This window comes from Dactylosporangium sp. CA-092794 (assembly GCF_050948465.1).
Lineage (GTDB): Bacteria > Actinomycetota > Actinomycetes > Mycobacteriales > Micromonosporaceae > Dactylosporangium.
Genome location: NZ_CP192044.1, coordinates 3728182 through 3754466 on the forward strand (window position 1 = coordinate 3728182; position 26285 = coordinate 3754466).

General features: G+C 72.1%; 23 protein-coding genes. 16 read left to right on the forward strand and 7 right to left on the reverse strand.

Annotation, left to right across the window (positions count from 1 at the left end):
- Window positions 1-187: 187 nt before the first annotated feature.
- Both ACQPXD_RS16055 and ACQPXD_RS16060 read right to left on the reverse strand, forming a co-directional pair.
- Window positions 188-406 carry a DUF397 domain-containing protein gene (locus tag ACQPXD_RS16055; protein WP_432839124.1) on the reverse strand — a complete coding sequence of 73 codons (219 nt, stop codon included), beginning with the start codon at window positions 404-406 and terminating at the stop codon, window positions 188-190.
- Window positions 407-442: 36 nt separating this feature from the next.
- Complete coding sequence (locus ACQPXD_RS16060; RefSeq protein ID WP_432839126.1) at window positions 443-1291, reverse strand: helix-turn-helix domain-containing protein; 849 nt, start codon at window positions 1289-1291, stop codon at window positions 443-445.
- Window positions 1292-1450: 159 nt separating this feature from the next.
- Here ACQPXD_RS16060 and ACQPXD_RS16065 point away from each other — a divergent pair, with 159 nt between their 5' ends.
- Genes ACQPXD_RS16065 through ACQPXD_RS16075 form a run of 3 tightly spaced genes read left to right on the forward strand, consistent with a single transcriptional unit; the run spans window position 1451 to window position 4346 of the window.
- Window positions 1451-2128, forward strand: coding sequence for a GOLPH3/VPS74 family protein (locus ACQPXD_RS16065; RefSeq protein WP_432843866.1), 678 nt, complete (start codon window positions 1451-1453; stop codon window positions 2126-2128).
- A gap of 47 nt (window positions 2129-2175) precedes the next feature.
- Window positions 2176-3699: an APC family permease gene (locus tag ACQPXD_RS16070; RefSeq protein ID WP_432839128.1), complete on the forward strand. Its 1524-nt coding sequence runs from the start codon at window positions 2176-2178 to the stop codon at window positions 3697-3699.
- A gap of 32 nt (window positions 3700-3731) precedes the next feature.
- Window positions 3732-4346, forward strand: a complete 615-nt coding sequence (locus ACQPXD_RS16075; RefSeq protein WP_432839130.1) for a GNAT family N-acetyltransferase — start codon at window positions 3732-3734, stop codon at window positions 4344-4346.
- On the opposite strand, the gene ACQPXD_RS16080 is transcribed toward ACQPXD_RS16075, so the two are convergent.
- Window positions 4347-4892: a hypothetical protein gene (locus ACQPXD_RS16080; protein ID WP_432839132.1), complete on the reverse strand. Its 546-nt coding sequence runs from the start codon at window positions 4890-4892 to the stop codon at window positions 4347-4349.
- A gap of 156 nt (window positions 4893-5048) precedes the next feature.
- Between ACQPXD_RS16080 and ACQPXD_RS16085 the strand changes: the two genes are divergently transcribed.
- From ACQPXD_RS16085 to ACQPXD_RS16120, 8 genes are all read left to right on the forward strand, one after another.
- Window positions 5049-6188 (forward strand): type III PLP-dependent enzyme, encoded by a 1140-nt coding sequence (locus ACQPXD_RS16085; RefSeq protein WP_432839134.1) that lies wholly within the window; start codon window positions 5049-5051, stop codon window positions 6186-6188.
- Between the two features lie 57 nt (window positions 6189-6245).
- On the forward strand, window positions 6246-8657 hold the full coding sequence (locus ACQPXD_RS16090; protein ID WP_432839136.1) for a penicillin acylase family protein: 2412 nt from the start codon (window positions 6246-6248) through the stop codon (window positions 8655-8657).
- A gap of 248 nt (window positions 8658-8905) precedes the next feature.
- On the forward strand, window positions 8906-10231 hold the full coding sequence (locus ACQPXD_RS16095; RefSeq protein ID WP_432839138.1) for an EAL domain-containing protein: 1326 nt from the start codon (window positions 8906-8908) through the stop codon (window positions 10229-10231).
- A gap of 93 nt (window positions 10232-10324) precedes the next feature.
- Window positions 10325-11737, forward strand: a complete 1413-nt coding sequence (locus ACQPXD_RS16100) for a PQQ-dependent sugar dehydrogenase (RefSeq protein ID WP_432839140.1) — start codon at window positions 10325-10327, stop codon at window positions 11735-11737.
- Between the two features lie 233 nt (window positions 11738-11970).
- On the forward strand, window positions 11971-13215 hold the full coding sequence (locus ACQPXD_RS16105; RefSeq protein WP_432827932.1) for an IS4 family transposase: 1245 nt from the start codon (window positions 11971-11973) through the stop codon (window positions 13213-13215).
- Window positions 13216-13673: 458 nt separating this feature from the next.
- Window positions 13674-14945, forward strand: a complete 1272-nt coding sequence (locus ACQPXD_RS16110; RefSeq protein ID WP_432839142.1) for a hypothetical protein — start codon at window positions 13674-13676, stop codon at window positions 14943-14945.
- Window positions 14942-15904 carry an ARPP-1 family domain-containing protein gene (locus tag ACQPXD_RS16115; RefSeq protein ID WP_432839144.1) on the forward strand — a complete coding sequence of 321 codons (963 nt, stop codon included), beginning with the start codon at window positions 14942-14944 and terminating at the stop codon, window positions 15902-15904. Before ACQPXD_RS16110 ends, ACQPXD_RS16115 begins: the two co-directional genes overlap by 4 nt.
- 218 nt (window positions 15905-16122) lie before the next feature.
- The gene (locus ACQPXD_RS16120; protein WP_432839146.1) at window positions 16123-16584 is read left to right on the forward strand and encodes a hypothetical protein; all 462 of its coding nucleotides are present in this window, start codon (window positions 16123-16125) and stop codon (window positions 16582-16584) included.
- On the opposite strand, the gene ACQPXD_RS16125 is transcribed toward ACQPXD_RS16120, so the two are convergent.
- From ACQPXD_RS16125 to ACQPXD_RS16135, 3 genes are read right to left on the reverse strand one after another with little or no spacing between them, the layout of a single operon-like run.
- Entirely contained in the window at window positions 16581-17729 is a 1149-nt protein-coding gene (locus ACQPXD_RS16125) for a hypothetical protein (protein WP_432839148.1), read from the reverse strand. The genes ACQPXD_RS16120 and ACQPXD_RS16125 overlap by 4 nt on opposite strands.
- Window positions 17726-18553, reverse strand: coding sequence for a trehalose-phosphatase (otsB, locus tag ACQPXD_RS16130; protein WP_432839150.1), 828 nt, complete (start codon window positions 18551-18553; stop codon window positions 17726-17728). The genes ACQPXD_RS16125 and otsB overlap by 4 nt, the downstream gene beginning before the upstream one ends.
- Before the next feature lie 10 nt (window positions 18554-18563).
- Entirely contained in the window at window positions 18564-19427 is an 864-nt protein-coding gene (locus tag ACQPXD_RS16135) for a diacylglycerol/lipid kinase family protein (RefSeq protein ID WP_432839152.1), read from the reverse strand.
- 79 nt (window positions 19428-19506) lie between these two features.
- Between ACQPXD_RS16135 and ACQPXD_RS16140 the strand changes: the two genes are divergently transcribed.
- The 5 genes from ACQPXD_RS16140 to ACQPXD_RS16160 all read left to right on the forward strand — a co-directional run bounded on the left by ACQPXD_RS16140 (window position 19507) and on the right by ACQPXD_RS16160 (window position 25842).
- Complete coding sequence (locus ACQPXD_RS16140) at window positions 19507-20313, forward strand: SAM-dependent methyltransferase (protein ID WP_432839154.1); 807 nt, start codon at window positions 19507-19509, stop codon at window positions 20311-20313.
- 63 nt (window positions 20314-20376) lie between these two features.
- A complete protein-coding gene (locus ACQPXD_RS16145) occupies window positions 20377-20901 on the forward strand; it encodes a helix-turn-helix transcriptional regulator (RefSeq protein WP_432839156.1) in 525 nt (174 codons plus the stop codon).
- A complete protein-coding gene (locus ACQPXD_RS16150; RefSeq protein ID WP_432839158.1) occupies window positions 20898-21590 on the forward strand; it encodes an ABC transporter ATP-binding protein in 693 nt (230 codons plus the stop codon). The genes ACQPXD_RS16145 and ACQPXD_RS16150 overlap by 4 nt, the downstream gene beginning before the upstream one ends.
- Window positions 21587-23761, forward strand: coding sequence for an FtsX-like permease family protein (locus ACQPXD_RS16155; RefSeq protein ID WP_432839160.1), 2175 nt, complete (start codon window positions 21587-21589; stop codon window positions 23759-23761). Before ACQPXD_RS16150 ends, ACQPXD_RS16155 begins: the two co-directional genes overlap by 4 nt.
- Window positions 23762-23862: 101 nt before the next feature.
- The gene (locus ACQPXD_RS16160; RefSeq protein ID WP_432839162.1) at window positions 23863-25842 is read left to right on the forward strand and encodes a GmrSD restriction endonuclease domain-containing protein; all 1980 of its coding nucleotides are present in this window, start codon (window positions 23863-23865) and stop codon (window positions 25840-25842) included.
- Here ACQPXD_RS16160 and ACQPXD_RS16165 read toward each other — a convergent pair.
- Window positions 25839-26285 carry a hypothetical protein gene (locus tag ACQPXD_RS16165; RefSeq protein ID WP_432839164.1) on the reverse strand — a complete coding sequence of 149 codons (447 nt, stop codon included), beginning with the start codon at window positions 26283-26285 and terminating at the stop codon, window positions 25839-25841. The two genes, ACQPXD_RS16160 and ACQPXD_RS16165, sit on opposite strands and share 4 nt — an antisense overlap.

Genomic DNA, 26285 nt, shown 5'->3' on the forward strand with positions numbered 1-26285 from the left:
GAAACGACGTGCTGTCCATCCGTGGAAATCGGCAATAGCATCGATGCGGTCCATTGCGGAGGACCGATGCTGCTCGCATCGGCCCCCCACAAGGCGCCGTCAGGCGTCACTGGTTCGAAAAGGCGGCACAGTGGTGTGCCGTCGCTTTATGCATCGACGGTGTCGGCAGCACCGGCGATGTATCGCATCATCGTTCGTGGGCGGGATCGAAGCGGTCGTGCTTTGCGCCGTCCACAAACGACTCCCAATCGACGGCCGTAAATTGCAAAACCGGCCCGTCGGGATTCTTGCTGTCCCGGACGCCGATGTTTGCGCCGACGACCGCGACCTCTACGCAGTTGCTGCCGCCGTTACCGTTGCTGCGGCTGCTCTTCCTCCAGCTGGCGTGCTGAAAACGCGTTGCCATGCATAGCACCTCCCTCCCTGGCAAACTCCCTTGCCATCAGTCGTCCAGCAGGCGCTGGATCATGTCGATCGACGCCTCCTGGCTGAGCGCTTTGGTGCTCAGGCGCTCGAACTCGACCCGGTAACGCTTGACCTCTGCAGGCTGCTCTTCGTAGTAGTCCCCGGCAAGACCCTCGAGGTACACGACGTCCAAGTGGGCGACGTCAGGGAACTCCAAAAGCGCGATCGAACCGCCCAGGAACGCATGCTCACCGGCGTCGAGCGGCAGGATCTGCAGCGTCACGTTGGGCAGCTCGGTGGCCGTGATGAGCCGGCTCCACTGCTCCCGCATGAGGTCCTTGCCGCCGACGATGCGGCGGATCACCGACTCGTCGATGATCGCCCACAGCGTGATCGGCGACGGCCCCCTCAGCCGCTTCTGCCTGGTCTTTCGCAGCTCGACCCGGCGGTCGATGGCGTGCTGCGGGTCGTGGCTGCGCCCGCTGCCCATGAGCGCGCGCATGTAGGGCTCGGTCTGCAGCAGCCCGGGCAGCACGATCGGCTCCCAGACCTTGGCCGAGGACGCGTCGGCCTCCATGCCCACGAAGTTGCCCGGCCGCATGACGTCCTTGTAGTCGGTCCACCAGCCGCGTTGCCGGGCCAGCCGGGCCAGGGTCATGAGGGCGTCACGGTATTCGCTGTCCGCGACGCGGTAGAGCGTCAGAAGATCGTTCACGTCGCGCGGGGTCACGGGGACTCGCGCGTTCTCGATGCGGGTGACCTTGGCCGAGTGCCATTCGAAGTGCCGGGAGACGTGCTCCTGGGTGAAGCCGGCGTCCTCGCGGCATTTCTTCAACTCGGCGGCCAGCCGACGGCGGCGCAGTGTCGGCCCCTCGTCGACAGCCACCGCTACCTCCTCGGATGTTCTGGTGGTGTCCGTCTGCACGCGCATGATCCTAGTTGTCGCAATCCCGATGGGTGGTACTCCGAGTCTAGTACTCGTTGCACTACGCGTAGTGCTTGGTACATGATGCTGGGGACATCGAGGATGAACCCCCATTCATTCATGATCTCCTTTTGCCGTGTGCCGAGGAGCGTGATTGCGGTGCTTGCCAACAGCTATTACCTAATTGCGCACGACGACCGGACCGGCCGGTCGCGCCTGCACCCGCGGGCGACCGGTCTTGGATTGGCCGCCGGCCTGCTCGGTGAGCTGATGCTGTTCGGCCGGTTGCGCGCGATGACCGGCGACCTCTACGTGGTCAGCCACGAGCCCCCCGGCGACTCCCTCGCCCATACCCTGCTCGACCTGCTCGTCGCCCAGCCGCAGCACAAGGAGATCCGCACCTGGCTGGCGTATCTCTCCCAGGACGCGGCCGACCAGGTCGGCGAGCGGCTGCTGCGGGCCGGCGTGGTGGAGCCGGTGACCAAGCGGAAGCTGCTGTCCGCACAGACCCTCTACATGCCCGTCAGCCCGGACCAGCGCAACGCGGCCGCCTGGGAGTCGATCCGCCTTGCCGAGGCGCTCGGCCGGCGCCGCTCGATGAACCTCTCCGACCGCGTGCTCGTGGCACTAGTCGTGGCCACCGGCCTCACCCGCTACGTCTTCTTCAGCCCCCAGCAACAGCGCGACTGCATGCAGAACCTCCCCGGGATCATGAGCTCCCTCCCCGACGACCTCGTCCAGCTCGTGCAGTACACCGAGGCCGCAGTGGGCTCCGCCCTCGCCGCCGGCCGTCGCTAGAGACCGCGTAGGGGCGCCACGCGCCCGCATGAGGAGAAACGAGAACCATGGCGCGTACGACCCTGACCGGGCCCGACATCGTCGCGCGCGGGCTGGCCAGCAACCGGCTCGGCGTGCCGTCGGTGGTGTTTTTCGGCGTGGCCGGAGCCGCACCCCTGACGGTGATCCTGGGCGCGATCTCGACGATCTACGCGGTCGTCGGCAACACCGCGGTACCACTGGTGTACTTCGTGGCCGCCCTCATCCTGTCGCTGTTCACCGTCGGTTTCGTCGCCATGAGCCGCCACATCGTCAACTCCGGCGCCTTCTACAGCTACATCAGCCACGGGCTGGGCCGGATGATCGGCGTCGCGGCCGCCTTCGTCGCGCTCCCCGCCTACGCGGCCATGCAGATCGGCCTGCTGGGCCTGTTCGGCGTCGTCGCCTCCGGCATTCTCGATTCGATGGGGGTACACACGAGCTGGTTCGTGTGCTCGCTGGTCGGCTGGTTCCTGGTGGCGATCCTCGGCTCGCTCTGGGTCGACCTCAGCGGCAAGGTGCTCGCCGTGCTGCTCACCGTCGAGATCACCATCGTGCTCGTCTACGACTTCTTCATGCTCGCCCACCCGGCCGGCGGCCGGGTCAGCTTCGCCGCGCTCAACCCACAGCAGCTGGCCACCCCGGAGGTCGCCGCGATGCTGGTGCTGGCGATCGCCGGGTTCGTCGGCTTCGAGGCCACGGTCGTGCTGTCCGAGGAGGCCAAGGACCCGAAGAAGACCATCGGCCGGGCCACCCACTGGGCGGTGCTGCTGCCGGGCCTGCTCTGCGGCGTCTCGGCCTGGGCGATGTCGGTCAACGCGGGCGACATCGTGCAGGCCGCCCGCGACAACGAGACCGACCTGGTGTTCAAGCTGGTCGGCCCGTATGTCCCCGAGGCGCTGGTGAACATCGGATACATCCTGTTCCTCACCAGCGTCTTCGCCGCGATGCTGGCCTTCCACACCGCGGTGACCCGTTACCAGTTCGCGCTGGGCCGGGAGCGGGTGCTGCCACGCATGTGGGGTGTGGCGCACCCGCGCACCGGCGCGCCGCTGGCCGGCTCGATCACCCAGAGCGTCCTCGCGCTGGGCGTGCTCATCCTGTACTACGTGACCGGGACCGACCCGCTCGTGCACCTGTTCGCCTGGATGACCACGGTCGGCGGCCTCGGCGTGCTGATCCTGATGTGGTCGACGTCCGCCGCGGTGGTCGGCTTCTTCATCCGCCACCGCCGCAAGGAAAACGCGTGGCGCTCCCGGATCGCCCCGATGCTGTCGTTCCTGCTGCTCAGCCTCGTGCTCGCGGCGACCGTCATCGGCCTGGGCCAGCTGCTGCAGGTGCCACCGGACTCGCCGTTCAACTGGCTGTTCCCCACCGCGTACTTGGTCTTCGCGACCTTCGGCATCGGCTGGGCCGCGATCATGCGCGGCGCGCGACCGGACGCCTACGCCGGGATCGGCCGCGGCACCGAGGGGTTCGTCGTGCCGGAGAGCGTCTTCGGCCGCCCGCCCCGCCCGCACCGGGTCACCGCCGACGTCGCGCACCACGCCTAGCCGCTGCCCGTCCACTGAGGGAGAGGATGCTCATGACGCACGCCATTCAGGACGTGGTCGTTCGCGACATCGATCCGGTCGGCGCCGAGGAGATCACCGAGGTGCTCACCGCGGCGATGAGCGACGGCACCGTCGCGCGCTGGCTGATGCCCGACACGGCGCTGCGCCGCGAGTCCAGCCCGGAGTACTTCGCGATCTTCGCCGAGCACGTCATGCGGCACGGGGAGGTCTACGCCAGCGTCGACCCGATCGACGGCAAGCTCTCCGGCGTGGCGCTGTGGTTCCCGCTGACGCACATGATCCCGCCGCCGGTCGACTACGACAGCCGGCTCAAGGAGGTCACCGGCCCGGCGTTCGACCGCATCTGCCAGCTCGACGCCGCGCTCGAGGCCGAGCACCCGATCGAGCCGCACCACTACCTCGCGTTCCTCGCGGTGCGGCCCGATCGGCAGAACCTCGGCATCGGCAGCTCGCTGATGGCCCGGCACCACGCCAGGCTGGACCGCGCCGGCCTCCCCGCCTATCTGGAGGCCAACGATCCGCGCAACCGCGAGCTGTACCTGCGCCACGGCTACGTCAGCCGCCCGCCCGTGCTGCTGCCCGACGGGCCGCCGGTGTGGCCGATGTGGCGCGAACCCCTCCGATAGTTAGGCGGCCGGGAACTCGTAGAGCCAGTACTGCTGCTCGTCCATGCGCTGTGCCTTGACGTCGCCGGAGAGGCGGTGCAGCATAAGCCGGACCACGCGGGACATGTGCCGGACCTCGTCGGTGCGGTGGCAGAAGTCCAGCGCGATCTTGCCGTTCTGCGCCGCCGCGGTGAGGTACATCGCGGTGACGAGCTCGCCGAACGCCGTCGCCGCCCGGCCGTCGGACTGGGTGGCCACGAAGCCGCAGTACCAGATCCGCTTCTCGGCGTAGTGCTCCGGCCAGCGCCGCTCGAAGTAGGGCGGCGAGATCAGCGGCACGGCTCCCAGGTCGTTGGTGTAGATCGACATGCCGCGGACGGTGTCGTCGTCGTCGAGGCAGAGGTACTTCTGGACGCGCGGGTCGCCCATCACGTCGTCAAACTCTTCGCGGTACATGAGGTGGCGCTGGACGGCCAGCGCGTTGAGCTCGGCGAACGCCTCCGAGTAGAGCTTCCACGCCTCGTCGCGCAGATCGCCCTGCACCTGATCGACAATCTTGACATTCATGTCCAGCACTCCGATCGCCGTCGGCTAGGCACGCTTCCGCGGTACCAGTAGTCGATCAAATATTTTCGATCGATGGTGTATTGAGAGTAGTCCAAGAGTCACGTTGTGCAATATGGTGACCTCATTCCGTCGCCATTTGCGATCTCGGGAGGGTCGATGGACCACCTCGACGGCTTCCCACCGAGCCCTGAACTCGTCATTGACCTGGACCGGGTGGCCAGGGCATACCGCGCGTTCGCCGACAATTTGCCAAGCGTCAACGTGCACTATGCAATGAAGTGCAACCCGCACCCGGAGGTGCTGGCCCTGCTGCACGCCCTCGGCTCCCGGTTCGAGATCGCCTCGGCCGCCGAGCTCGACGCGCTGCTGGCCATCGGCGTCGACCCGGCCGAGGTGCTGTCGAGCAACCCGGTCAAGCCGCTCGCCCACATCGCCCGGCAGCACGCGGCCGGCGTGTGGCGGTTCGCCTTCGACTCCGAGGACGAGCTGGACAAGATCGCCGCGGCGGCGCCGGGCGCGGCCGTCATCGTGCGCCTGGCCGCGCACCAGATCCGCAGCGGCGTGCCGAGCGAGGGCAAGTTCGGCGTCGACCCCGACAGCGCGGTCGCGCTCATGCTGGCCGCCCGGGAGCGGGGCCTGCGCCCGTACGGCGCCGCCTTCCACGTCGGCTCGCAGATGCTGCTGGCGCACGCCTGGCGGGCGCCGCTGCGCGCCGTCGGGTACGTAATGAGCAAATTGGCGGCCGAAGATGTCTTCTTGCACATGGTGAACCTCGGGGGCGGATTTCCGGCGCGGTACGTCGTGAAAACGCCGCCGCTGGCGGAGTATTGGGCCACCATCGGACCGGGGCTGGCGCAGTTGCCGTATCCGGTCGATGCCGTCTGCGAGCCCGGCCGGGCGATCGTGGCCGAGGCCGGTCGCCTGCGCGCGACCGTGATCGGCACCGCCGTGCGCGGCGGCCGGCGCTGGGCGCACCTCGACGTCGGCGCGTTCAACGGCCTCATGGAGAGCCTGGAAACCGCCAACCAGCTGCGGTTTCCCGTCTCCGACTCGCGCGGCGGCGCGACCCGCGACCGGTTCCACCTGACCGGGCCGACGTGTGACAGCCAGGACACGATCATGTTCGACGTCGAGCTGTCCGCGGATCTTCGCACCGGCGACGAGGTCTACCTCGACGGTACCGGAGCATACACGACTGTCTATGCATCGAGATTTAATGGTTTCGATGTACCAAGCGTTCGCTGTGTTACTGGTGTGGCCATTGAAACCAGTGATGACGCTGCGTACTGTGGTTGACGCGCTGAGTCTTCGTTGGATCTTGCTTCCCGCTGCCCGCACTTCCACGGAGGAACCGTGTTCGCAACCCGCCGGATCTTCACCGTGCTCGCCGCCTTCGCCTTACTCGGGCCCGCTGCCGTCGCCGCACCCGGCGGGGTAGCGGCCGCCGCCGCGAATACGGTCACCTCCGGCGGATACGCCGCCGTCATCAAGCGCACCTCCTACGGGGTGCCGCACATCAGCGCCGCGAACGTGGGCAGCGTCGCGTTCGGCCAGGCCTGGGCCTACGCCGAGGACCGCTTCTGCGACCTGGCCGACCAGATCGTGAAGGTGCGCAGCGAGCGCTCCCGCTGGTTCGGCCCCGGCCCCGACGGCGCCAACCTCGCCACCGACTTCGCCTACGCCTCGCTCGGCGTGGTCGACCGGGCCCGCACCCAGCTCGCCCAGTTGCAGCCCGACGAGCTGCAGATCGTCAACGGCTACGTCCGCGGCTACAACGCCTTCCTCGCCACCCGCGGCGCCGCCCGGGTGCCGGGCTGGTGCGCCGGCCAGCCGTGGATCGGGCCGATCACCGCCGTCGACCTGCTCGCCTACGAGCGCGACATCGCCCTGCTGGGCAGCGGCGGCGCGCTGCTGGCACCGATCGCCGCCGCGACGCCGCCGTCCGCGGCCGCCGCGCCGCTACCCATCGCCCCGGCGCTGACCAAGGCCGGCGTCGACCAGCTGACCGGCCAGAGCGCGGCGCTGTCGAGCAACGGCTGGGCGCTCGGCGCCGACAAGTCCACGACCGGCAAGGGCATGCTCATCGGCAACCCGCACTTCCCGTGGGAGGGCGAGCTGCGCTTCTGGGAGTCGCAGCTGACCGTGCCCGGCAACATCAACGTCTACGGCGCGAGCCTCGGCGGCCTGCCCGGCGTGCAGATCGGCTTCACCGACAAGGTCGCCTGGACGCACACCATCGCCGCCGGCTCCCGGTTCACGTTCTACTCGGTCAACCTCGTCCCCGGCTCGCCCACGACCTACACGGTCGACGGCCAGCCCGAGGCGATGACCGGCAAGACCGTCACCGTCAAGGTCAAGCAGCCCAACGGCTCGCTGCAGAACGTCACCCGCACCATGTGGTCGACCCGATACGGTCCGGTCCTGGACCTGTCCGCGATCGACCCGTCGCTGGGCTGGAACGAGTTCTCCGCCATCACGTACCGCGACGCCAACATCGACAACGACCGGCTCACCCGGGTCTGGTGGAACATGGCCCGGGCCACCAGCGTGTCGGGCCTGCGCTCGTCGATCGCCACCGACCAGGGCATTCCGTGGGTCAACACGATCGCCACGGACTCGTCCGGCAACGCGCTGTACCTCGACTCGTCCCCGACGCCGAACCTCTCGCCGGCCTCGATCGCCGAGTGGGGCAGCAACCCGCTGGGCCTGCTCGACGGCAGCAACAGCGCCAACGCCTGGGTCGTCGCGCCCGGCGCCCGCTCGCCCGGCCTGGTGCCCTTCGCTCAGCAGCCGCAGTTGCAGCGGCGCGACTACGTGTTCAACTCCAATGACAGCCACTGGGTGCCCAACGCCAACCAGTTCCTGACCGGCTACACGCCGCTGCAGGGCCCGGAGGGCACCCCGCTGACCGTGCGCACCCGGCAGAACGTCAAGCTCATCACGAGTACCGCCAAATTCGACCTGGCGGGCCTGGGCACGACGATCCTGTCCGGCGACACCTACACCGCCTCCCAGTTGGCCGCCTACACCGTCTCGGCCTGCCGGGCCCGCGGCACCACGCCGGTCGTCGTCGACGGCACGGCGGTCGACATCAGCTCCGGCTGCACCGTGCTGGCCAACTGGGACAAGCAGTTCGAGCTCGCCAGCCGCGGCGCGGTGCTGTGGCGGGAGACCGTCGGCGCGGTCGTCGCCGCCAACCCCGGCGCGCTGGACACCGCCGGCCCGCTCTTCGGCGTGCCGTTCAACCCGGCCGATCCGACCCGCACCCCGCGCGGTGCGCCATCCTCGCCCAGCGAGCTGCTGGCCGGGCTGGCCCGGGCCATCCTGCGGCTGCGGGCCGTGGGGCTGCCGCTCAACGTGCAGATGCAGCAGGTGCAGTACACGGTGAAGAACGGCCAGAAGATCCCGGTGCCCGGCTCGACGGAGAACATCGGCATCGCCAACATGGCGCAGTACGAGCCGCTGCCCGGCTCGTCGCTGGAGCCGTTCATGGACCCGGGCACGTTCGCGCCCGGCAGCGACCTGACCGACAAGGGCTACGTCGTCAACTACGGCACCAGCTTCCTGCTGACGCTCGCCTACACCTCGAGCGGCCCGTCCGCGAAGTGCATCCTCACGTTCAGCGAGTCGGCGGACTCGAGCTCGTCGCACTTCGCCGATCAGACGCAGCTGTACTCCCAGAAGAAGCTCCGCGACTGCCGCTACTCGGACGCGGCCATCTCGGCCGACACCCAGTCGGTGGAGGCGATCGCGGCGTCCTCCTGATGCCATTCCGGCACCTTCGTCACGTCGCGTGTGACCGCGATTGCCAACTGTGAGACCCGACCCGTCCGGCTTTGAGCCGGGCGGGTTGCGGGTTAGGGTCTTTGGCAGCGGGGCACGCGGCGGTGTCGAGCCGGGAGGTTGGCATGCAGGCCCAGGACCGGCCCGAGGTTCCGTCGCCCGCGACCGCTGCCTCACCCTCCGTGTCCACGCCGTTGCGGCCGGCGTCGTTCCGCTCACGGGTCTCCCGCGTGAGCCGCACCTTCACCCCGCGTTCCCGCCGCGCCGCCGCGTCCGGCGACGAGGCCGTCTTCGACGCAACCGCTCCCGGCCCGGCCGTTGCCGGTGTGGAGCAGCCGCGCGCCGAGGAAGCGCCGGGCGGGAAGTGCGCGGAGCTGATCGATCGGGTGCTGGCCGAGCGGGCGGTCGAGCCGCTGTTCCAGCCGATCGTCGAGCTGGAGACACTGCGGCCGGTCGGCGTGGAGGCGCTCGCGCGCGGACCGGTCGGCACGGAGCTGCGGAACGCCGGGGCGCTGTTCGCCGCGGCGGTCGCGGCCGGGCGGCTCGGGGAGCTCGACACGCTGTGCGCCGAGCGGGCCTTGGAGAGCGCGGCGGCGGCCGCGGTGCCGCCACCGCTCGTGTTCGTCAACGCCGAGCCGGCGGTGGTCGACCAGCCCCTGTCCGCGCGCCTGCTCGACCTGATGGGCGGCGGCCGGTCGCGGATCGTGCTGGAGTACACCGAGCGCGCGCTGTCCGCGCGGCCGGCGGCGCTGCTGCAGCTGGCCGCCACCGTCCAGGGCCGGGGGCACTGCCTGGCGCTCGACGACGTCGGGGCCGACCCGATGTCGCTGGCGTTCCTGCCGCTGCTGGAGCCCGAGGTGGTCAAGCTCGACCTGCACCTGCTGCGCGCCCCGCACGCGCCGCGGACCGTCGAGGTGGTGGCCGCGGTCAGCGCCGTCGCCGAGCAGACCGGCGCGGTCATCGTCGCCGAGGGCATCGAGACGGAGGCCGACCTCGCCAACGCCCGGGCGCTCGGCGCGCACTGGGGCCAGGGCCTGCTGTTCGGCGGCCCGGCCCCGATCGACGACCTCGCCCCGGCCGACCCCGGCGGCGCCGCGGCGCTGCGCCCGTCACGGCCCGGCCTGCACCTGCCGGCCGGCACCCCGTTCGAGGCCGCGGCCGCCCGCGGGAAGGCCAGGGCCGGCACCCCCGAGGTGTTCGCCGCTTACCTGGAGCACCTGCTGCGCCGCGCCGGCGCGGGCGCCGTCGTCCTCGCCTCCTGCACCGACCCGGCCACCGCCCGCTCCTGGCTGCCGTCGCTGACCGGCCTCGCCGAGCGGGCCGCGTTCGTCGGCCTGGTCGCCCCGCTGCACCCGGCCGCCGTCGCCCCGGGCCTGCGCTTCGCCGAAAGCCCGCGCGCCACCGTCGAGGAGTGCGCCGCGATCGTGGTGGCCCCGCGCTACACGGCGGCCCTCTGCGGGCGCGGCAGCCGCGCGGCCCAGCAGTTCGCCCACACCGAGGACCGCGCCCTGGTCGCCGAGCTGGCCCGGGTCATCCTGCAGCAGTTGCCGCGCTGACCCTCGACCCTCCCCCCGGGTGAGGCCGGATGAGCCGGCCCGGGTGACGGTGGGTGTGACGGTAGCTGCTGCCGGGGACGGAGGACAGCGGCGATGAAGAGCGCAACGCGCCGTTGGGCGGGCAGCGCGCTCTGCGTGGTGCTGGCCCTGGGACCGGTCGCCGGGTGGATGCCCATCGCCGGGTGGATGTCCGGCGGGGCGGCCGGCCCCGCGCGCGGCCCGGGCGAGCGGGCGCGACCCGTGCCCGGCGACCCCGACCCCACGGACTTCCGCCCCGGACCGGGCGATCCATCCGGCCGGGGTGATGCGCTGGTCTCGGTCAGCACGCAGGTGCGGCACCTCGACATTCCGTGGGGCGTCACGTTCCTGCCGGACGGTGGCGCGCTGGTGACCGAGCGGCGTACCGGCCGGATCCTCAAGGTCGGACCCGCCCGGCAACGCGACGGCGAACTCACCGTCGCGGTCGTCACCACGATCACCGATGCGAACCCGGACAACGAGGGCGGCCTGCTCGGCATCGCGGCCTCGCCGGCGTTCGCCAGGGACCGGACCGTGTTCGTCTACTACTCCACGACGGTGGACAACCGGATCGCCAGGCTGCGCCTCGGCGGCCGCCCCGAGCCCATCGTCACCGGCATACCGAGCGGCGGCGTCCACAACGGCGGACGGCTGGCCTTCGGCCCGGACGGATACCTCTACGCGAGCACCGGCGACGCCTCGCACAACGAGAACGCGCAGCACCTCGACAGCCTCGGCGGAAAGATCCTGCGGATGACGCCCGCCGGCCGCCCGGCGCCGGGTAACCCGTTCCCCGGCTCGCTCGTGTGGTCCTACGGGCATCGCAACCCGGAGGGCATGGCGTGGGACCGCCGCGGCCGGCTGTTCGTCGCCGAGATCGGCGAGTCGCGGTGGGACGAGCTGAACGTGGTCGAGCCGGGCCACAACTACGGCTGGCCCGCGGCCGAGGGCATCGCCGGCGACCGGCGCTACGTCGATCCGGTGATGGCCTGGCACCCGGAGGTCGGCGTCAGCGCCGATGTGGCGGTCGACGGCGGTACCGCCGTCGTCACCTGCCTGCGAGGCCAGCGCATCTACCTGATCCCCCTCAACCCTGCGGCCGCACGCCACATCCGCGTCCATCCGCCCGCCGCCGCCCCGCCCGACCCGTCCGACGCGACTGGCCCGTCCGACGCAACCGGCGCGACCGGTCCGCCCGGTGCGACTGGCCCGTCCGGTGTGACTGGCCCATCTGGCGCGTCGGGCCCGTCCGGTGTGACTGGCCTGACCGGCGCGACCGGTCCGACCGGCATCGAATGGCGTCCGCGGGCCGGCGTGGCCGGTCCGCCCGTGCCGGCGATCACCGGCGAATACGGCCGGCTCCGTACCGCCATCAACGCTCCCGACGGCAGCGTCTGGCTCACGACCTCCAATCGCGACGGACGCAACGACCACGGCCCGTCCCTCGAGGACGACCGGATCCTGCGGCTGACACTGCACGCCCACTAACCTTGGGCCGCCCACCCGGTCCTGGCTCGGTGCAGTTCCACGTTCGGCCGAATCGCGTCGGCGGGGCGGACGAAACACTCCGTGATCATGAGCGTGGTCGTCTGTGCACCACTGGTTTTCGTGATCGCGGAGACAAATGGTACCCAGGGGTCAATGCCACTTAGCTTAAGTTGATCTTTGGGTGGTGGTGTGTTGGTGGTTGGGTTGTGGCGTGGGCGGGTTAGTTTCCGCGGATGGTGCAGCGGTTGGTGCGGGGGTTGTTGACGGACTGGATTTCGTTGGGCGTGCTGGCGTCGTCGGTGCCGCGGGATGTGGTGGATGAGGTGGTGGCGGTGACGGGTCGTGCGGCGCGGCGTTCGGGTGGGAAGTTGCCGCCGCATGTGGTGGTGTATTTCGTGATGGCGTTGGCGTTGTTTGCTGATGAGGACTATGAGGAGGTCGCGGCCCGGTTGGCGGGGACGTTGCTGGGGTGGGGGTGTTGGGATGGTGCGTGGTCGGTGCCGACGTCGGGTGGGTTGACGCAGGCGCGGCAGCGGTTGGGGTCGGCGCCGGTGGTGGAGTTGTTCGATCGGGTGGCGGTGCCGGTGGCGTCGGAGTTGACGCGGGGTGCGTGGCTCGGGCCGTGGCGGTTGATGGCGATTGACGGGTTCGAGTGGGACGCGCCGGACAGCGAGGAGAACGCTGCCCGGTTCGGGTTCGGGTCGGGTGGGGCGGCGTTGTCGAAGGTGCGGGTGGTGACGGTGTCGGAGTGCGGGTCGCATGCGGTGGTCGCTGCGGCGGTGGGGCGGGCGGGTCAGGGTGAGCTGACCGTGGCCCGGGGGTTGCTGACCGGGTTGGGCGGTGGCTGGCTGTTGCTGGCTGACCGGAACTTCTACAGCCTGGCCAATTGGAACGCCGCCCGGCGGGGTGGGACGCAGTTGCTGTGGCGGGTCAAGTCCGGTCTGCTGCTGCCGGTGCTGCGGGAGTTGCCGGACGGGTCGTACCGGTCGGTGCTGATCAACCCGAAGATCCAGAGCCGGTTCCGCCGTCGGGATCTGCAGGCCGCGGCCGCGGCGGGGGCCGGCCTGGACCCGGATGAGGCGGTGGTGGTGCGGGTGGTGGAGTACACCGTCCCTGACCGCGGCTCCAGCGACCGCGAGCCCGGCGCGGAGGTGATCCGGCTGATCACCACGATCGTCGACCCGGCCGCCGCCGCCGCGACGCAACTGGCCGCGGCCTACCACGACCGGTGGGAGCACGAGACCGGTAACGACCAGCTCAAGACCCATCTGCGCGGACCGGGCCGGGTGCTGCGCTCGAAAAGCCCGGACCTGGTCGTCCAGGAGATCTACGGCTACCTGCTGACCCATTACGCGATCAGCGCCCTGATCTGCCACGCCGCGACCGAGGCAGGTATCGACCCCGACCGGGTCAAGTTCCTGCGCACGGTACGGATCGTGCGCCGCCGGATCGACGACCCGGCGGCATTTTCCCCCTGAGCACCAGCCACAACTGCTCGCCAGGGTCCACGCCGACATCACCGACCGCCGGCACCTCAACCCACCACGCCGCCACCGCAGCTACCCCCGCGTGGTCAAACGCGGCCGGCACAACAGCTACCGGGTCAAACGGGCCACCGACATCGGCGTACGCCACGCCGGGCCAGCCACCATCACCCTCACCACAAGATCAACTTAAGCTAAGTGGCATTGACCCAGGGGTACATCGTCGCTCCGTGATCATGGAAAACCGGTGGTGCGCGCCGCGGACTCCGCGTGATCGCGGAGACTTACGGCCGGTCCGGCAGCGACTTGCCACGATTTACCGGACATTTCGCCTGTCAGGGTATAAATCCGAAAAGTCGTGGCGCGGAGCGCCCGACTTTTCGTCTCGCGCCGGGGGCAGCACATCGAAAAGCGTTGGAGCCAGCGGTTTTTCGGGTCTTACCTTCGGCGGTGTGATCGACACCTTCGTGCACCACCTCCAGCACCACGACGGGGTGCTGCGGGTGCCGCGCGCCGGCGCCGTCGTCTGGGACGACGAGGAGCTGCACGTCGCGGCGCACCGCAGCGGGCCCGAGCGGTATGCGCTGTCGGCGCTCGTGCCGGGTGTGCTGCCGGGCCAGCGGGCCCGGATCCTGCTGCGGCTGCTCACCGCCTCCTGGGACGGCGTCCCGGCGGACGTGCGGACCACGCTCAACCGGGTCACCCGGGTCCTCGCGCTCGGGCTGCCGCCCGCCGACGTGCTCACCGTGCTGCTCGCGGCGCGGCGCCGGCGGGCCAACCACAAGCACGTCACCCGGGCCACGCTCGCGGTGCTGTTCGAGCACCCGCGCGCGGCGGAGATCGTGCGGGCGCGGCGCGGGCTGGCCGTGGACTGCTTCGAGCACGCGCTGGGCAAGGCCACCGCCCGCGGGCGGCGGAGTGAGGCGGGCGTCGCCGCGCTGTACTCGCCGGGGGCGGCCGCCAAGAGCCTCGCGCTGCCCGGTGCGGCCCTCGACCTCGACCTGGTGGAGGAGCGGCCGGCGACTGTCACCGCGACCAACCGCGGCGAGCTGGCCGCGGCGCTGGTCCACCTGCTGCGCGGCGGGCCCAGCCCGCAGCTGCTGTCGGCCGTCGACGCGCAGGTGGGCGCGCTCACCGCAGGGCTGCCGCGCTACGACGGGCGGGTCGCGCTGGTCGTGGACGCCTCGGCGTCGATGCGCGGCTACGGCGACCGCGAGTGGGCCGTGTTCTCGCAGGTCACCGCGCTTCGGCTGGTGCTTGCGCGGACGGTGCCGGGGCTCGTCGTGGTGCCGGCCGGCGGCGACGCCGACGGGCGGCCGGGCGGCGCCACCGACCTGGCGAGCGCGGTGCTCACCGCCGCCGACGCCGCGCCGGACGTGATCGCGGTCGCGTCCGACGGCTACGAGAACGTCTACCCGGGCGACCTGACCCGCGTCGCCGCGGCGCTGCCCGGTGCCGGGGTCCGGGCGCCGGTCGTGTTCTGCCAGGCCGCGTTCGGTCCGGCCGACGACCTGTCGCTGCGGCGGGCCGCCGACGGGCTGCCGCGGCGCGCGTTCTGGCACTCGGCGGACCTCGCCGCGCTGCTGCTGTGGGTGCTGTCCCACGCCGAGGGCGCCGAGGCCGGCCGCTGGGTCGGCGCCGAGCTGCGACGCCGGCTCGGCATTGTCGAGACCGTTTTGGAAGGCATTGTCGAGACCGTTTTGGAAGGAGAGGTACGGCGATGAGCGAGCTCGCCATGCTCCCGCACGCGGTCGACGCGTCGGGCTACCGCCTCGGCACGCCTCAGCGCGCCGGCGCGCTCACCATGGTGCCCGTCTTCGGGCCGGCGTATCCGGGCATCGCGCCGCCGCGCAGCGGGCTCAAGCTCGGCCGGGTCGTCACGTACGGCCAGGTGGAGCTGCACAACCCGGGCACGTCCGGGGTGGCCATCGTGCCGCTGCACGTGGGGTACATCCAGGACGCGGCGCAGAACCACGCGCTGTGCCGCTCGGCGTTCATCGCCGCCGGGCAGACGCTGCGCTTCGACGACGCCTGCTGCGTGCAGGAGTCGCAGGGCGGCTATCTGGCCGGGCGGGACGACCAGTGGTTCTTCGTGCTGCCCGTGGAGCTGCGCACCGCCGCCCTGCGGGCCCGGGGCACGGCCCAGTACAGCAAGCTGTGGTCGCAGATCGGCGCGTTCAACGACCGCTACGGGCTGCCCGCGCGCGGGCACCTGGAGCAGGTGCTGACCCGCCAGCGGGCCGGGCTCACGCAGTACCAGAGCCGTCTCGAACTGCTCGACGGGCAGCTCGGCGCGGTGTTCCTGGTCGGCGGCGCGCTGGCCGGCGTGGAGATCGCTCCCGACCCGGTGTACTTCGCCGAGGTCTGGATGGCGCTGGCCTGCTTCGCCTACGGCCCAGCGGCGTGGTTCTCCGAGCCGGTCGCGGCCGGCGACGGCGAGCCGCTGCGCGCGGCGAGCGTCGCGGGGCTGCGGGCGGAGCTCGCCGGGCGGCGCCGGGCGGTCGCGGGCGACGTGCGGGCCGCGCTGGCCCGCGCCGCGTGGCAGCCGGGCGAGCCGGTTGAGCAGGAGCGGTATCTCGATCTGCGGCTGTCCACCGTGGACAGCGGCACGGTCGCCGGTCAGTATGTGACCGACGGCTCGCGGCTGGTGTACGCCTCGTTGTTCGCCACCGCCGCCGCGTAAAACCCTTTGACCGCAACGGATCCCGGGCGGTTGAATAGAAGACATGCGGGACTGAGCCAGGCCAGGCGATAGCCCCTCCGATTCCACATCGGGGTTACGAAGAGGAGCGCTCGATAACAGCGCATCGAATAATGTCGCCCCCGGCGCTGGCCGCCCGCCCGCACCCGCCCCGGCTCCCCTCGTGGGGGAGCCGGGGCTTGATCGTTATCATCCGGGTCGTGGGATTCTTCGGCTTCGTCGTCGCGGCCCGCACCGCGGACCCCGATGGGCTTGACGCCGGCCTCGGCCCGGCCTTCAACACCGACGACCTCGGCGACGGCTGGCAGGTGTTCCAGGCCGAGGGCAACGGCGCCGCCGCCCGGCTCGCCCGGGCGGTGGCGCAGCGCACCGGCGCGCCGGCGCTGGCCGCCTACGTGCTCGACAGCGACTGCGCGATCCTGGCCGCCGCGGCGGCGGGGGAGACCTGGCAGGTCGCGGTCCGCCCGGAGGTGCTGGAGGACTACGGTCCGCCGGACGAGGACGACCTGCTCTCCGGCCCGGAGGCGGTCGAGGCACTGGTCGCCTGGGCACAGGCCGCCGGCTTCGACCCGGACCCGGCCGCCGTCGAGGAGGCGCTGGACTCCGACGAGACCTTCGCCGAGTTCGCGGTCGCCGAGGTCGCCCGGACCCTGATCGGCTAGTAGCCGATCGCGGTGGCGGCCACGGCGCGCAGGTCCGCCGCGGCGGGCCCAGTGAGGTACAGGTCCGCCAGGCCGCGCGGCGACTCGCTCAGCACGATCCCGGACAGGGTGACCGCGTCCAGGTAGATGGCGGCGTCGCTGGGGTGCTTGCCGTCGGGCTCGATGAGGTACGGCGCGCCCTCGGCCGCGATGACCGTCTCGAACTCGTCGCCGATCGGGGCGAGCAGGTTCGGCGTGGCCAGCGCCGCCGACAGGGCCGCGTAGTTCGCGTCGATCGCGGCCGTGGCGGCGGCGCGGGTCGGGAACGGGGCCGGGTCGACCAGCGCCCAGTTCTTGAACAACACCACCCGCCCGCCCGGCTTCAGCGCGCGGGCGAACGCCGGGGCATACGTGCCGAGCAGGGTCTCCGTGGCCGCCGCCGGATTCGCGGCGACCAGGGTGCTGTATTCCTGCAGCACGATGAAGTCGTACTGCCGCGCGCCGCCGAGCGCGGCCGCGACCAGGCCGTCGTCCCACGTCTGTCGCAGCGTGTAGCCGGAGTGGATGACCTCGGTGACGTTGAGCGCCCGCCCGGCGGCGGAGGCCAGGCGCCGCACCAGCGCGGGCGTGTCCTCGCCGGAGGACCGGTTCACGCTGCCGAGCAGGCTGTTGCCGACGAACAGCACGTCGAGCGGCGGGGCGGCGGGCGCGGCGGCGACGGTGAAGCGGACGGAGAACGGGGCGCCGGTGTGCGGCCGGACGGTGAGGGTGTACGTGTCCGGCGTGGTCAGCGGTGGGCAGTCGGCGTAGTCGTCGCAGAGGAAGTACGGCGCGCGCGAGTCGGTGTGCGTGTAGCGGTCGCCCTTCGCGCCGGTCATCGTGAACGTGACGCCGCCCGGATGCGCGCCGGCGGCCAGGTCGGCGCGCAGGCTGAGGCGGAGGCCGGCCAGGCGGCCGAGGTCGATCACGGTGCCGTCGGTGAGCGGGGTCAGGCCGAGGATCGGCCGGCGGGTCGCGTCGTTGACGAGCGCGACGCCGCTGACCGCCCGGCCCTGGGTGCCGGCGGCGCTGCCCGCCGACCCGTGCGGCGGACCGTTGAGCAACAGGGAGACGGCGCCGAGGGCGAGGCCGCCGGCGGTCGCGGCGGCGGCGGTCCGCCACGTCATTTCAGGCGCTCGTTGAGGGCCTCGACGAACTCCAGCACGCCGGGCGGGCCGTCGACGATGAGGTCGGCCCGGGCGGCCAGCTGCGGCACCTCGTCGGAGCCGCTGCACACCTTCAGGCCCGCCAGGCCGGTCGCGCGCAGCCGGTCGACGGCGGCGAACGCGGCCAGGTCGCCGAGGTCGTCGCCGAAGTAGGCGACCGCCCGGGCGGCGTGCCGGGCGACGATCGCCTCCAGCGCGTGGCCCTTGTCGACGCCGGGCGGGCGCAGCTCCAGCACCATCCGGCCCGGCTCCAGCGACAGCCCGTGCCGGTCGGCGAGCTCGCGCAGCGGGGCTTCCAGCGCCGCGAACGCCCGCCGCGGCTCGTCGGCCCGGCGGGTGTGCACGGCCACCGACATCGCCTTGTCCTCGACGGTCACGCCCCGTTCGCCGGCCCGCTCGATGAGCGCCGGCAGCTCGGCGCGGGCCGCGCCGACGCCGGCCGGCACCGGCTCCGAGAGGACCGAGCGGGTGGCCCAGTCCCAGCGCTGCATGCCGTACAACCCGAAAATCGAGAAATGCTCGAGGGCGGCCAGCTCGCCGAGGTCCCCGAGGCGCAGCACGTCGGCGACGGGGCGCCCGGTGATGATCGAGACCGACCCGGCCAGCTCGGCGAGCCGCCCGAGCGCGGCCACGACCCCCGGATACGGCCGGGACAGGCCGGGGTCGTCGACGATGGGCGACAGCACGCCGTCGAAGTCGAAGGCGAGGGCGGCCTCCTGGGGGCGCTCCAGGATCGCGGCGAGCCCGGCGGCGCCCGCCTGCGACTCCGGAGTCGTGAGCACCATGTACCGCAGGCTACCTCGAACGGGGCACGGCGAAGGTCACCGCGGCCGGAGCGACCTCTGCCTCCAGGCGTTTGACCGGCTTGCGGGCCCCGCCGTCGAGCTCCAGCAGGACCGGCTCGGTGAACTCGGCGTACACCCGCTTGGCGCTGGCCATCCGCACGAACGGCGACCGGTCGGTGCGGCCCGTGCTCATCCGGGCCAGCGTGCGGGCCCACTGCAGGGCGCCGTGCGCGGTGGCCACCCCGACCTCCAGGCGCCCGTCGAAGGGGCTCGCGTCGTCGAAGGCCTTGATCCCGCCGGCGATGGTGCCGATGTTGCCCAGCAGCAGGCAGGTCGCGTCGCCGGCGAACCACAGCTCGTCGTCCAGGTGGACGATGGTGCCGACCGGGGCGTCGCGCACGTGGCGCAGCGCCGTGCGGAAGTAGGCGAGCTTGCCGGCCCGGCGCTTCAGGCTGCGGTCGGCGTCCTCGATCAGGGCCGCGTCGAAGCCGGCGCCCGCCATCACCGCGAAGTGCTCGCCGTCGACCTTTCCCAGGTCGTACCGCTTCCGCTCGCCGTGCAGGCCGATGTCCACGGCCGCGGCGACGTCGCGCGGGATGCCCAGCTGGGTGGCCAGCAGGTTCGCGGTGCCGGCGGGCACGATCGCGACCGTGACGGCGGTGCCGGCGACCGCGTCGACGCAGCGCTGGACCATGCCGTCGCCGCCCCAGACGAACAGCACCTCGGCGCCCTCCTCGACGGCCTTGCGGGCCTGCTTGGGGGCCTTCTTGCTCTTGGGTACCTCGTACCAGCCGGCCGCGCCGGCACCGGCGTCCGCCAGCGCGCGGCGCAGCTCGGGCAGGCCGCCGCCCAGCGTCTTCTTCCGGTGTGCCACCACCGCCACCTTCACCAGGCCCGGGTACCCATCGGCGGGATTCACCAATCGTCGCCGCCGATCGCTACGATGTGCACTGATGGACACCGGAGACGCCCTCGCCCGCATCGACACCTCGGTCGCACACCCCGCGCGCCGCTACAACTACTGGCTCGGCGGCAAGGACCACTTCGCCGCCGACCGGGCCTCGGCCGACGCGATCGCCGCCGCGATGCCGGGCGTGAAGCTCATGGCCGTGGAGAACCGCGCCTTCCTGGGCCGCGCCGTGCGATATCTCGCCCAGCGGGGCATCCGCCAGTATCTCGACATCGGCACCGGCATCCCGGCGCCGAACAACACGCACGAGGTCGCCCAGTCCGTCGACCCGGCCACCCGCGTCGTGTATGTCGACAACGACCCCATCGTGCTCAACCACGCGCGGGCGCTGCTGACCAGCGCCCGCGGCGGTACCAACGCGTATGTCGACGCCGACCTGCGCGACCCCGACGCGATCCTGTCCAGCCCGGAGCTGGCCGCGACCCTGGACCTGTCCCAGCCGGTCGCCCTGCTGCTGGTCGCGGTGCTGCACTTCATCCGCGAGGACGAGCACCCGCAGGAGATCATCGACAAGCTCACCGGCGCCCTGGCCCCCGGCAGCTTCCTGGTCGCCACCCACGCCACCTGGGAGTATCTGCCCGAGGACGCGATCGAGCAGCTGACCGCGAACAACCCCGACGGCCGGTTCCAGGCGCGCACCGGCGCCCGCTTCGCCGAGCTGCTGTCGGGCTTCGAGCTGGTCGAGCCCGGCATCGTCTCGGTGGCGCAGTGGCACGCCGAGGGCCTGCCCGAGCCGCGCCCGTCGGCCGAGGACGTCGCCTGCTGGGGCGCGGTGGCCCAGATCCGCTGACCTCGCCGGCACCACTCTCTGCGGGTATATACCGAGTGTATATCCGCGGTGTATGGTCGGCCCATGAGCGTTCCGCTGACCCTCCTCGGGCTGCTTGAGCGGGAGCCGAGCCACGGCTACGACCTCAAGCGCGACTACGACACGTTCTTCGGCCGCGGCCGGCCGCTGCCCTTCGGCCAGGTGTATTCCACGCTCGGCCGGCTCGCCCGCGACGGCAAGGTGGTGATCAGCGACGTCGAGGCGGGCGACGGGCCCGACCGCAAGCGGTATGTGATCACCGAGCTCGGCGCGACCGAGGTCGACGCGTGGCTCTCCCAGCCCGTCGAGCCCGAGCCGCACCTGCAGACCACGCTGTTCGCCAAGGTCGTGCTGTCGCTCATGCTGGGTCGCCCGGCCCAGGAGTATCTCGACCGGCAGCGCGCCGAGCACCTGCGGCGCATGCGCGAGCTGCACGAGATCAAGAAGCGCGACGACCTCGTCGAGGCGATGCTCGCCGACCACGGGCTGTTCCACCTCGAGGCCGACCTGCGCTGGATCGAGCTGACCGTGGCCCGCCTCGACCACCTCGCCAAGGTCGTGCGGCGATGAGCGACCGGCCGCTCATCGAGGCCCGCGACGCGGCGCTGTCCTTCGGCGAGACACCGGCTCTGCGCGGCGCCTCGTTCGAGGCCGCCGCCGGCGAGGTCGTCGCGGTGATGGGCCCCAGCGGCTCGGGCAAGACGACGCTGCTGCACTGCCTGGCCGGCATCCTCGTGCCCGACCGCGGCGAGATCCGCTTCGACGGGCGGCGCGTCGACGCCCTCGGCGAGCCCGAGCGCAGCACGCTGCGGCGCGAGCGGTTCGGCTTCGTCTTCCAGTTCGGCCAGCTGGTCCCCGAGCTCACCGTCGAGGAGAACGTGGCGCTGCCGCTGCTGCTCGGCGGCGTCCGGCGGGCCGCGGCGCTGCGCGAGGCGGGCGGCTGGCTGGAGCGGCTGGGCCTGGCGGGCCTGCACGCCCGCCGCTCCGGCGAGCTGTCCGGCGGCCAGGCGCAGCGGGTGGCGCTGGCCCGCGGCATGATCAACCGGCCCACCGTGCTCTTCGCCGACGAGCCGACCGGCTCGCTCGACTCGCTCACCGGCGAGCAGGTCATGGACCTCATGGTCGGCGTGGCCCGGGAGCAGGGCACGACGGTCGTGCTGGTCACCCACGAGCCGCGGGTCGCCGTCTACGCCGACCGCGAGGTCGTCGTCCGCGACGGGATCGTGCACGCCCTCAGCGCCGGCCGGAGCGGCTCGTGATCAGTTTCGGCCTGCGCCTCGCCCTCACCGGCGGCCGGGAGGCGCTGGTCCGCTTCGCCGTCATCGCCGCCGCGGTCGCGCTCGGCACCGGCCTGCTGCTCGCCACCGTCGCCGGGGTGCGCGCCCTCGACGCCCAGTTCGGCCGGACCGGCTGGATGAACCCCCAACCCGTCCCGGGCGCGGCCGCGGCCGACCCGCTCGAGTGGTCCGTGCGCTGGGACTACTTCGCCGGCCGGTCGATCGACCGCATCGACGTCGGCCGCACCGGCCCGCGCCCGCCGGCCGTGCCCGGCCTGCCGGTGCTGCCGGCACCGGGGGAGTACCTCGCCTCCCCGGCCCTGCACGACCTCATCGCCGCCCACCCCGCCGACCAACTCGGCGCCCGCTTCCCCGGGCGCGAGGCCGGCCTGATCCCCGCCACCGCCCTCGCCTCGCCCGACTCGCTCGTCGCCGTCGTCGGCCGCACCCCGGCCGAGGTCGCCGCGATCCCCGGCGCCCGCCGCGTCGAATCGTTCTCCGCCCAGGGCCGGCCAATCCCGGTCGCCGCGCTCGACCTGGTCCTCTCCGTCGTCGCCGGCGGCCTGCTCTTCCCGGTGCTCGTCTTCATCAGCACCGCGACCCGGCTCAGCGCGGCCCGCCGCGAGCGGCGCTTCGCCGCCATGCGGCTGGTCGGCGCGACGCCCCGGCAGGTCACCACCCTCGCCGCCGTCGAGTCCACGGCCGCCGCCGTGCTCGGCACCGCGGCCGGCTTCGCGCTGTTCCCGGCCCTGCGGGCGGCGCTGGCCCAGGTGCGGCTCACCGGCGAGCGGTTCCACCCGGCCGACCTGTCCCCGGGGTGGCTCGCGATCGGGCTCGTCGCGCTCGGCGTCCCGCTGTCCGCCGCGGTCGTGTCCCGCCTCGCGATGCGCCGGGTGCGGGTCTCGCCGCTGGGCGTGGCCCGGCAGGTCACCCCGCGCCCGCCGCGGGCCTGGCGGCTCCTCCCGCTGGCCGTCGGGCTCGCGGAGCTGGCGTACTTCGTCGGTCGTACCCCCAAAACCTCGAACGGACAGGTCGCCGCCTTCCTGCCCGGATTCCTCGTGGTGATGGCCGGCCTCGTGATCGCCGGCCCGTGGATCACCATGGCCGGCGCCCGGTTCATGGCCCGCCGCGCCCGCCGGCTGCCGGCCCTGGTCGCGGCCCGCCGGCTCGCCGACAACCCGCAGGCCGCGTTCCGCGCGATCAGCGGCGTGGTGCTGGGCCTGTTCGTGGTCAGCGTCGCCACCGGCGTGATCACGACGATGGTCCAGGAGCGCGGGGTGCGCAACAACGCGCTGTCCTCGGCCACCCTGCTGCGCCAGTTCGACCGCCAGGGCGGCCAGGTCCCCGACGCGCTGCTGGCCCGGCTGCGCGCCACGACCGGGGTCACCTTCGCGCTCGTGCTGCGCGACAACCCCGACGACTCCCGGGTCAGCCCGTCCAGCGTCGTCGCCTGCTCGGAGCTGGCCCGGATTCCGCAGTACGGCCGCTGCGCCCCCGGCGCCGAGACCGCCCAGATCTGGTCCAACCTGGTCGGCTTCGACCGCGACCGCACCGGCACCGGCGCCTCGACCGTCTGGCCGGCCGCGCCGCTCACCACCGACCAGCTCGCCGCGCTGCCGATCGACACCCTCGTCGTCGGCCTGGACGGCACCACCGCCGCCCGGGAGCGGGCCCGCACGCTGCTGGAGCTCGCCTACCCCGGCGAGCGGGTCCCGCCGGCCACCGACCTCGACTTCACCACCGACTCCCGGACCCAGCTGCGGCAGTATCAGCAGCTGGCCAACGTGATCATGCTGTTCAGCCTGCCGATCGCGGGCTGCAGCCTGGCCGTGAGCGTCGCGGCCGGCATCAGCGACCGCCGCCGCCCCTTCAGCCTGCTCCGCCTCACCGGGGTACCCCTGCGAATGCTGCGTCGGGTCGTGGCCCTGGAGTCCGCGGTCCCGCTGCTCGCGGTCGCCGTGCTGGCCGCCGGCACCGGATTCGTGGCGGCGCAACTGTTCCTGCGTGCCCAGATGGGGTACACGTTGTCCGCCCCCGGCTGGACCTACTACGCCCTGGCCGCGCTGGGCCTGGCCGTGTCCCTGGCCATCATCGCCTCGACCCTGCCGCTGCTGGAGCGGGTCACCGGCCCCGAAACGGCACGCAACGAGTGACTCACTGACCGCCGTCGCCGGAATGCAAGGGCCGTCAGGCTCCCATCGCCGCGCGAGCGGTCGCTACCGCGCCCTGGCCGCTGCGACCAGGATGGCTGACTATGCACATCGACCAGGCGACGCTGCAAGTCGGCGAGCTGATGCGGCAGATCTCGCGCACCGAGATCCGGCTGCCGGAGCTGCAGCGCAGCTACGTGTGGCGGCCGACGCAGGTGGCGAAGCTGGTCGACTCGCTCTACCGCGGGTTCCCGTTCGGCTCGCTGCTGTTCTGGCAGTCCGACGAGACGCCGGTGACCCGGGCCATGGCCGTGGGCGGGACGGCGGAGCAGCCGTTCAAGCCGCCGCTGTACCTCCTCGACGGCCAGCAGCGGCTCACCTCGCTGCACCGGGTCTTCCACGACCACCCCGACGCGCAGATCGTCTTCCACGTCGAGAAGGACCGCTTCCAGAACCAGAGCGCCGCGACGCGGGCCGACCCGAACTGGATCAAGGTGCACACCCTGCTGCACGGCGACCGGGCGCTCTTCTCGATGATCGGCGACCTGCGCGCGGCCGGCTGCCGGCTGCCCGACCTGGAGATCGAGCGCCGGCTGACGGCCGTGCGATCGCTTGCCGCCCGGGCCTTCCACGTGGAGATCCTGCGTGACTGCGGCTACCTGGAGGTCTCCGAGGTCTTCGTGCGGGTCAACAGCGCCGGCCGCCACCTGAGCCGGGCCGACCTGGCCATGTCCACCCTGTCGGCGAAGTGGCCCGGCGTGCTGGACAAGTTCCAGAAGGAGGCCGCCCACTGGCGCGCCGCCGGCTACGCCGACCTTGACGTCGACTTCCTGACCCGCGCCTTCGCCGGCGTACTGTTCGGCGGCGGCATGTCGTCGTGGTCGGTCAACGACCTGAGCCGCGTCGCCGAAGCCGACCTGGTGCGGTCGTGGGACGTCGTGCAGCGCGGCCTGCGACACCTGGTCAAGCTGCTCAAGGACAATCTGCGGTTGCCCAGGTCGGAGCCCCTGCCGTCGCTGGCCGTCCTGATTCCGCTCATCGTGCTGCTCGGCGAGCATTCCGGACCGACGGACAAGCAGACCGCCGACGCGCTGCTCTACTGGCTGCTCATCGCGACGGTCCGGGCCCGCTACTCGACGTCCAGCGACACCAACCTCACCCGGGACATCGCGGCGGCCCGCAAGCCCGATCCCGCCCGGGAACTGCTGCACAACCTCGGCGTGCTGCAGGCGCTGCCGAGCATCACCGCCGAGTCGCTCGCCGGGCGCTCGAAGGAGAGCCCCTACTTCTTCCTCAGCCTGCTGGTGGCGCAGCGCAACGGCGCCCGCGACTGGTGGTACGCGACCGGGATCATGCCGGGGGACAGCGGCGATCATCAGCTGCAATATCACCACGTCCACCCCGTGGCCACGCTCGAGCGCTACGACAAGGGCGAGATCAACGACCTGGCCAACCTGGCGTTCATCTCCCGCAAGGCCAATCTGAAGATCAGCGACAAATCGCCCGCCGTGTACTTCCCGGCGATCGACCGGCAGGAATTGGCCGCGCACTACATTCCGCTGGACGAGGAGCTGCGGGCGGCCGAGGCGTTCCCGCGGTTCCTGGCCGCGCGGCGGGCGCTGCTGGCCGCGGCGATGACCCAGCTGCTGACGTCGTTCCGGCCGGCGTGGCTGGACGCGCTGCCGAGCGGGCCGGCGGCGACGAGCGACGGCTACAAGCTCACGATGGTGCTGTACGGCAGCGCCTGGATCCGGGGCCGGCTGGTCCTGCGGGCCCGCGGGGCCGGCGTCGAGTGGATCGGCTCCGCCGACATGGACGAGTTCGCCGACGCGATCGAGGCCGCCGCCAAGGAGGGCCGCGACGGCGACGTCGAGATCTCCGGCGAGTCGGTGCCGGTGCAGGTGATCGAGGACGCGATCGAGGTGCCGATCGGGCCGTTCACCGTTTCCGGTACGGCACAGGAGTGGCTGGACATCATCGCCCGCGAGCGGGCCGCGATGCAGGCGCCCGGGCGGATGCCGGCGTTCGACGAGAAGCCGTGGGCCGGCGAGCGTATCCCGCTGCCGGCCGGGAGCACCGACTAACGGTCCCAGCCGCCGGAGAAGGCGGACGCCGGGCGGTTGAGCAGCCCGGCGGTGCCGGCGGCGATGTTCTTGCGTAGCTGCGCCTTGGACTTGGCGCCCTTCGAGGTGACCGGCGGGCCGATCCGGTCGGCGAGCTCGCGCAGCAGCGGCAGCGGCAGGTCCTTGTCGCGGCCGATGAGGTACCGCTCGACGGCGTCCTCCTCGGTGAACGCCTTGATCTCGGCGACGATCGCGTCGAGGTCGACCGGCGCCTTGGCCACCTTCGCGGCCCGGGCCGGCGCCGCGGGCGCGGGCGAGGGCGCCACGACGGTGGCGTCGGCGGAGCGGAACTCGACCTGGGCGCGGCCTTCGGCGAGCGCGGTGAGCTGGTCCTCGGTCAGCGTGCCGAGGAGCCGGCCGATCTCGTTGAGCGCGAGCGCGGCCAGCTGGGGGGATGGGGTCAC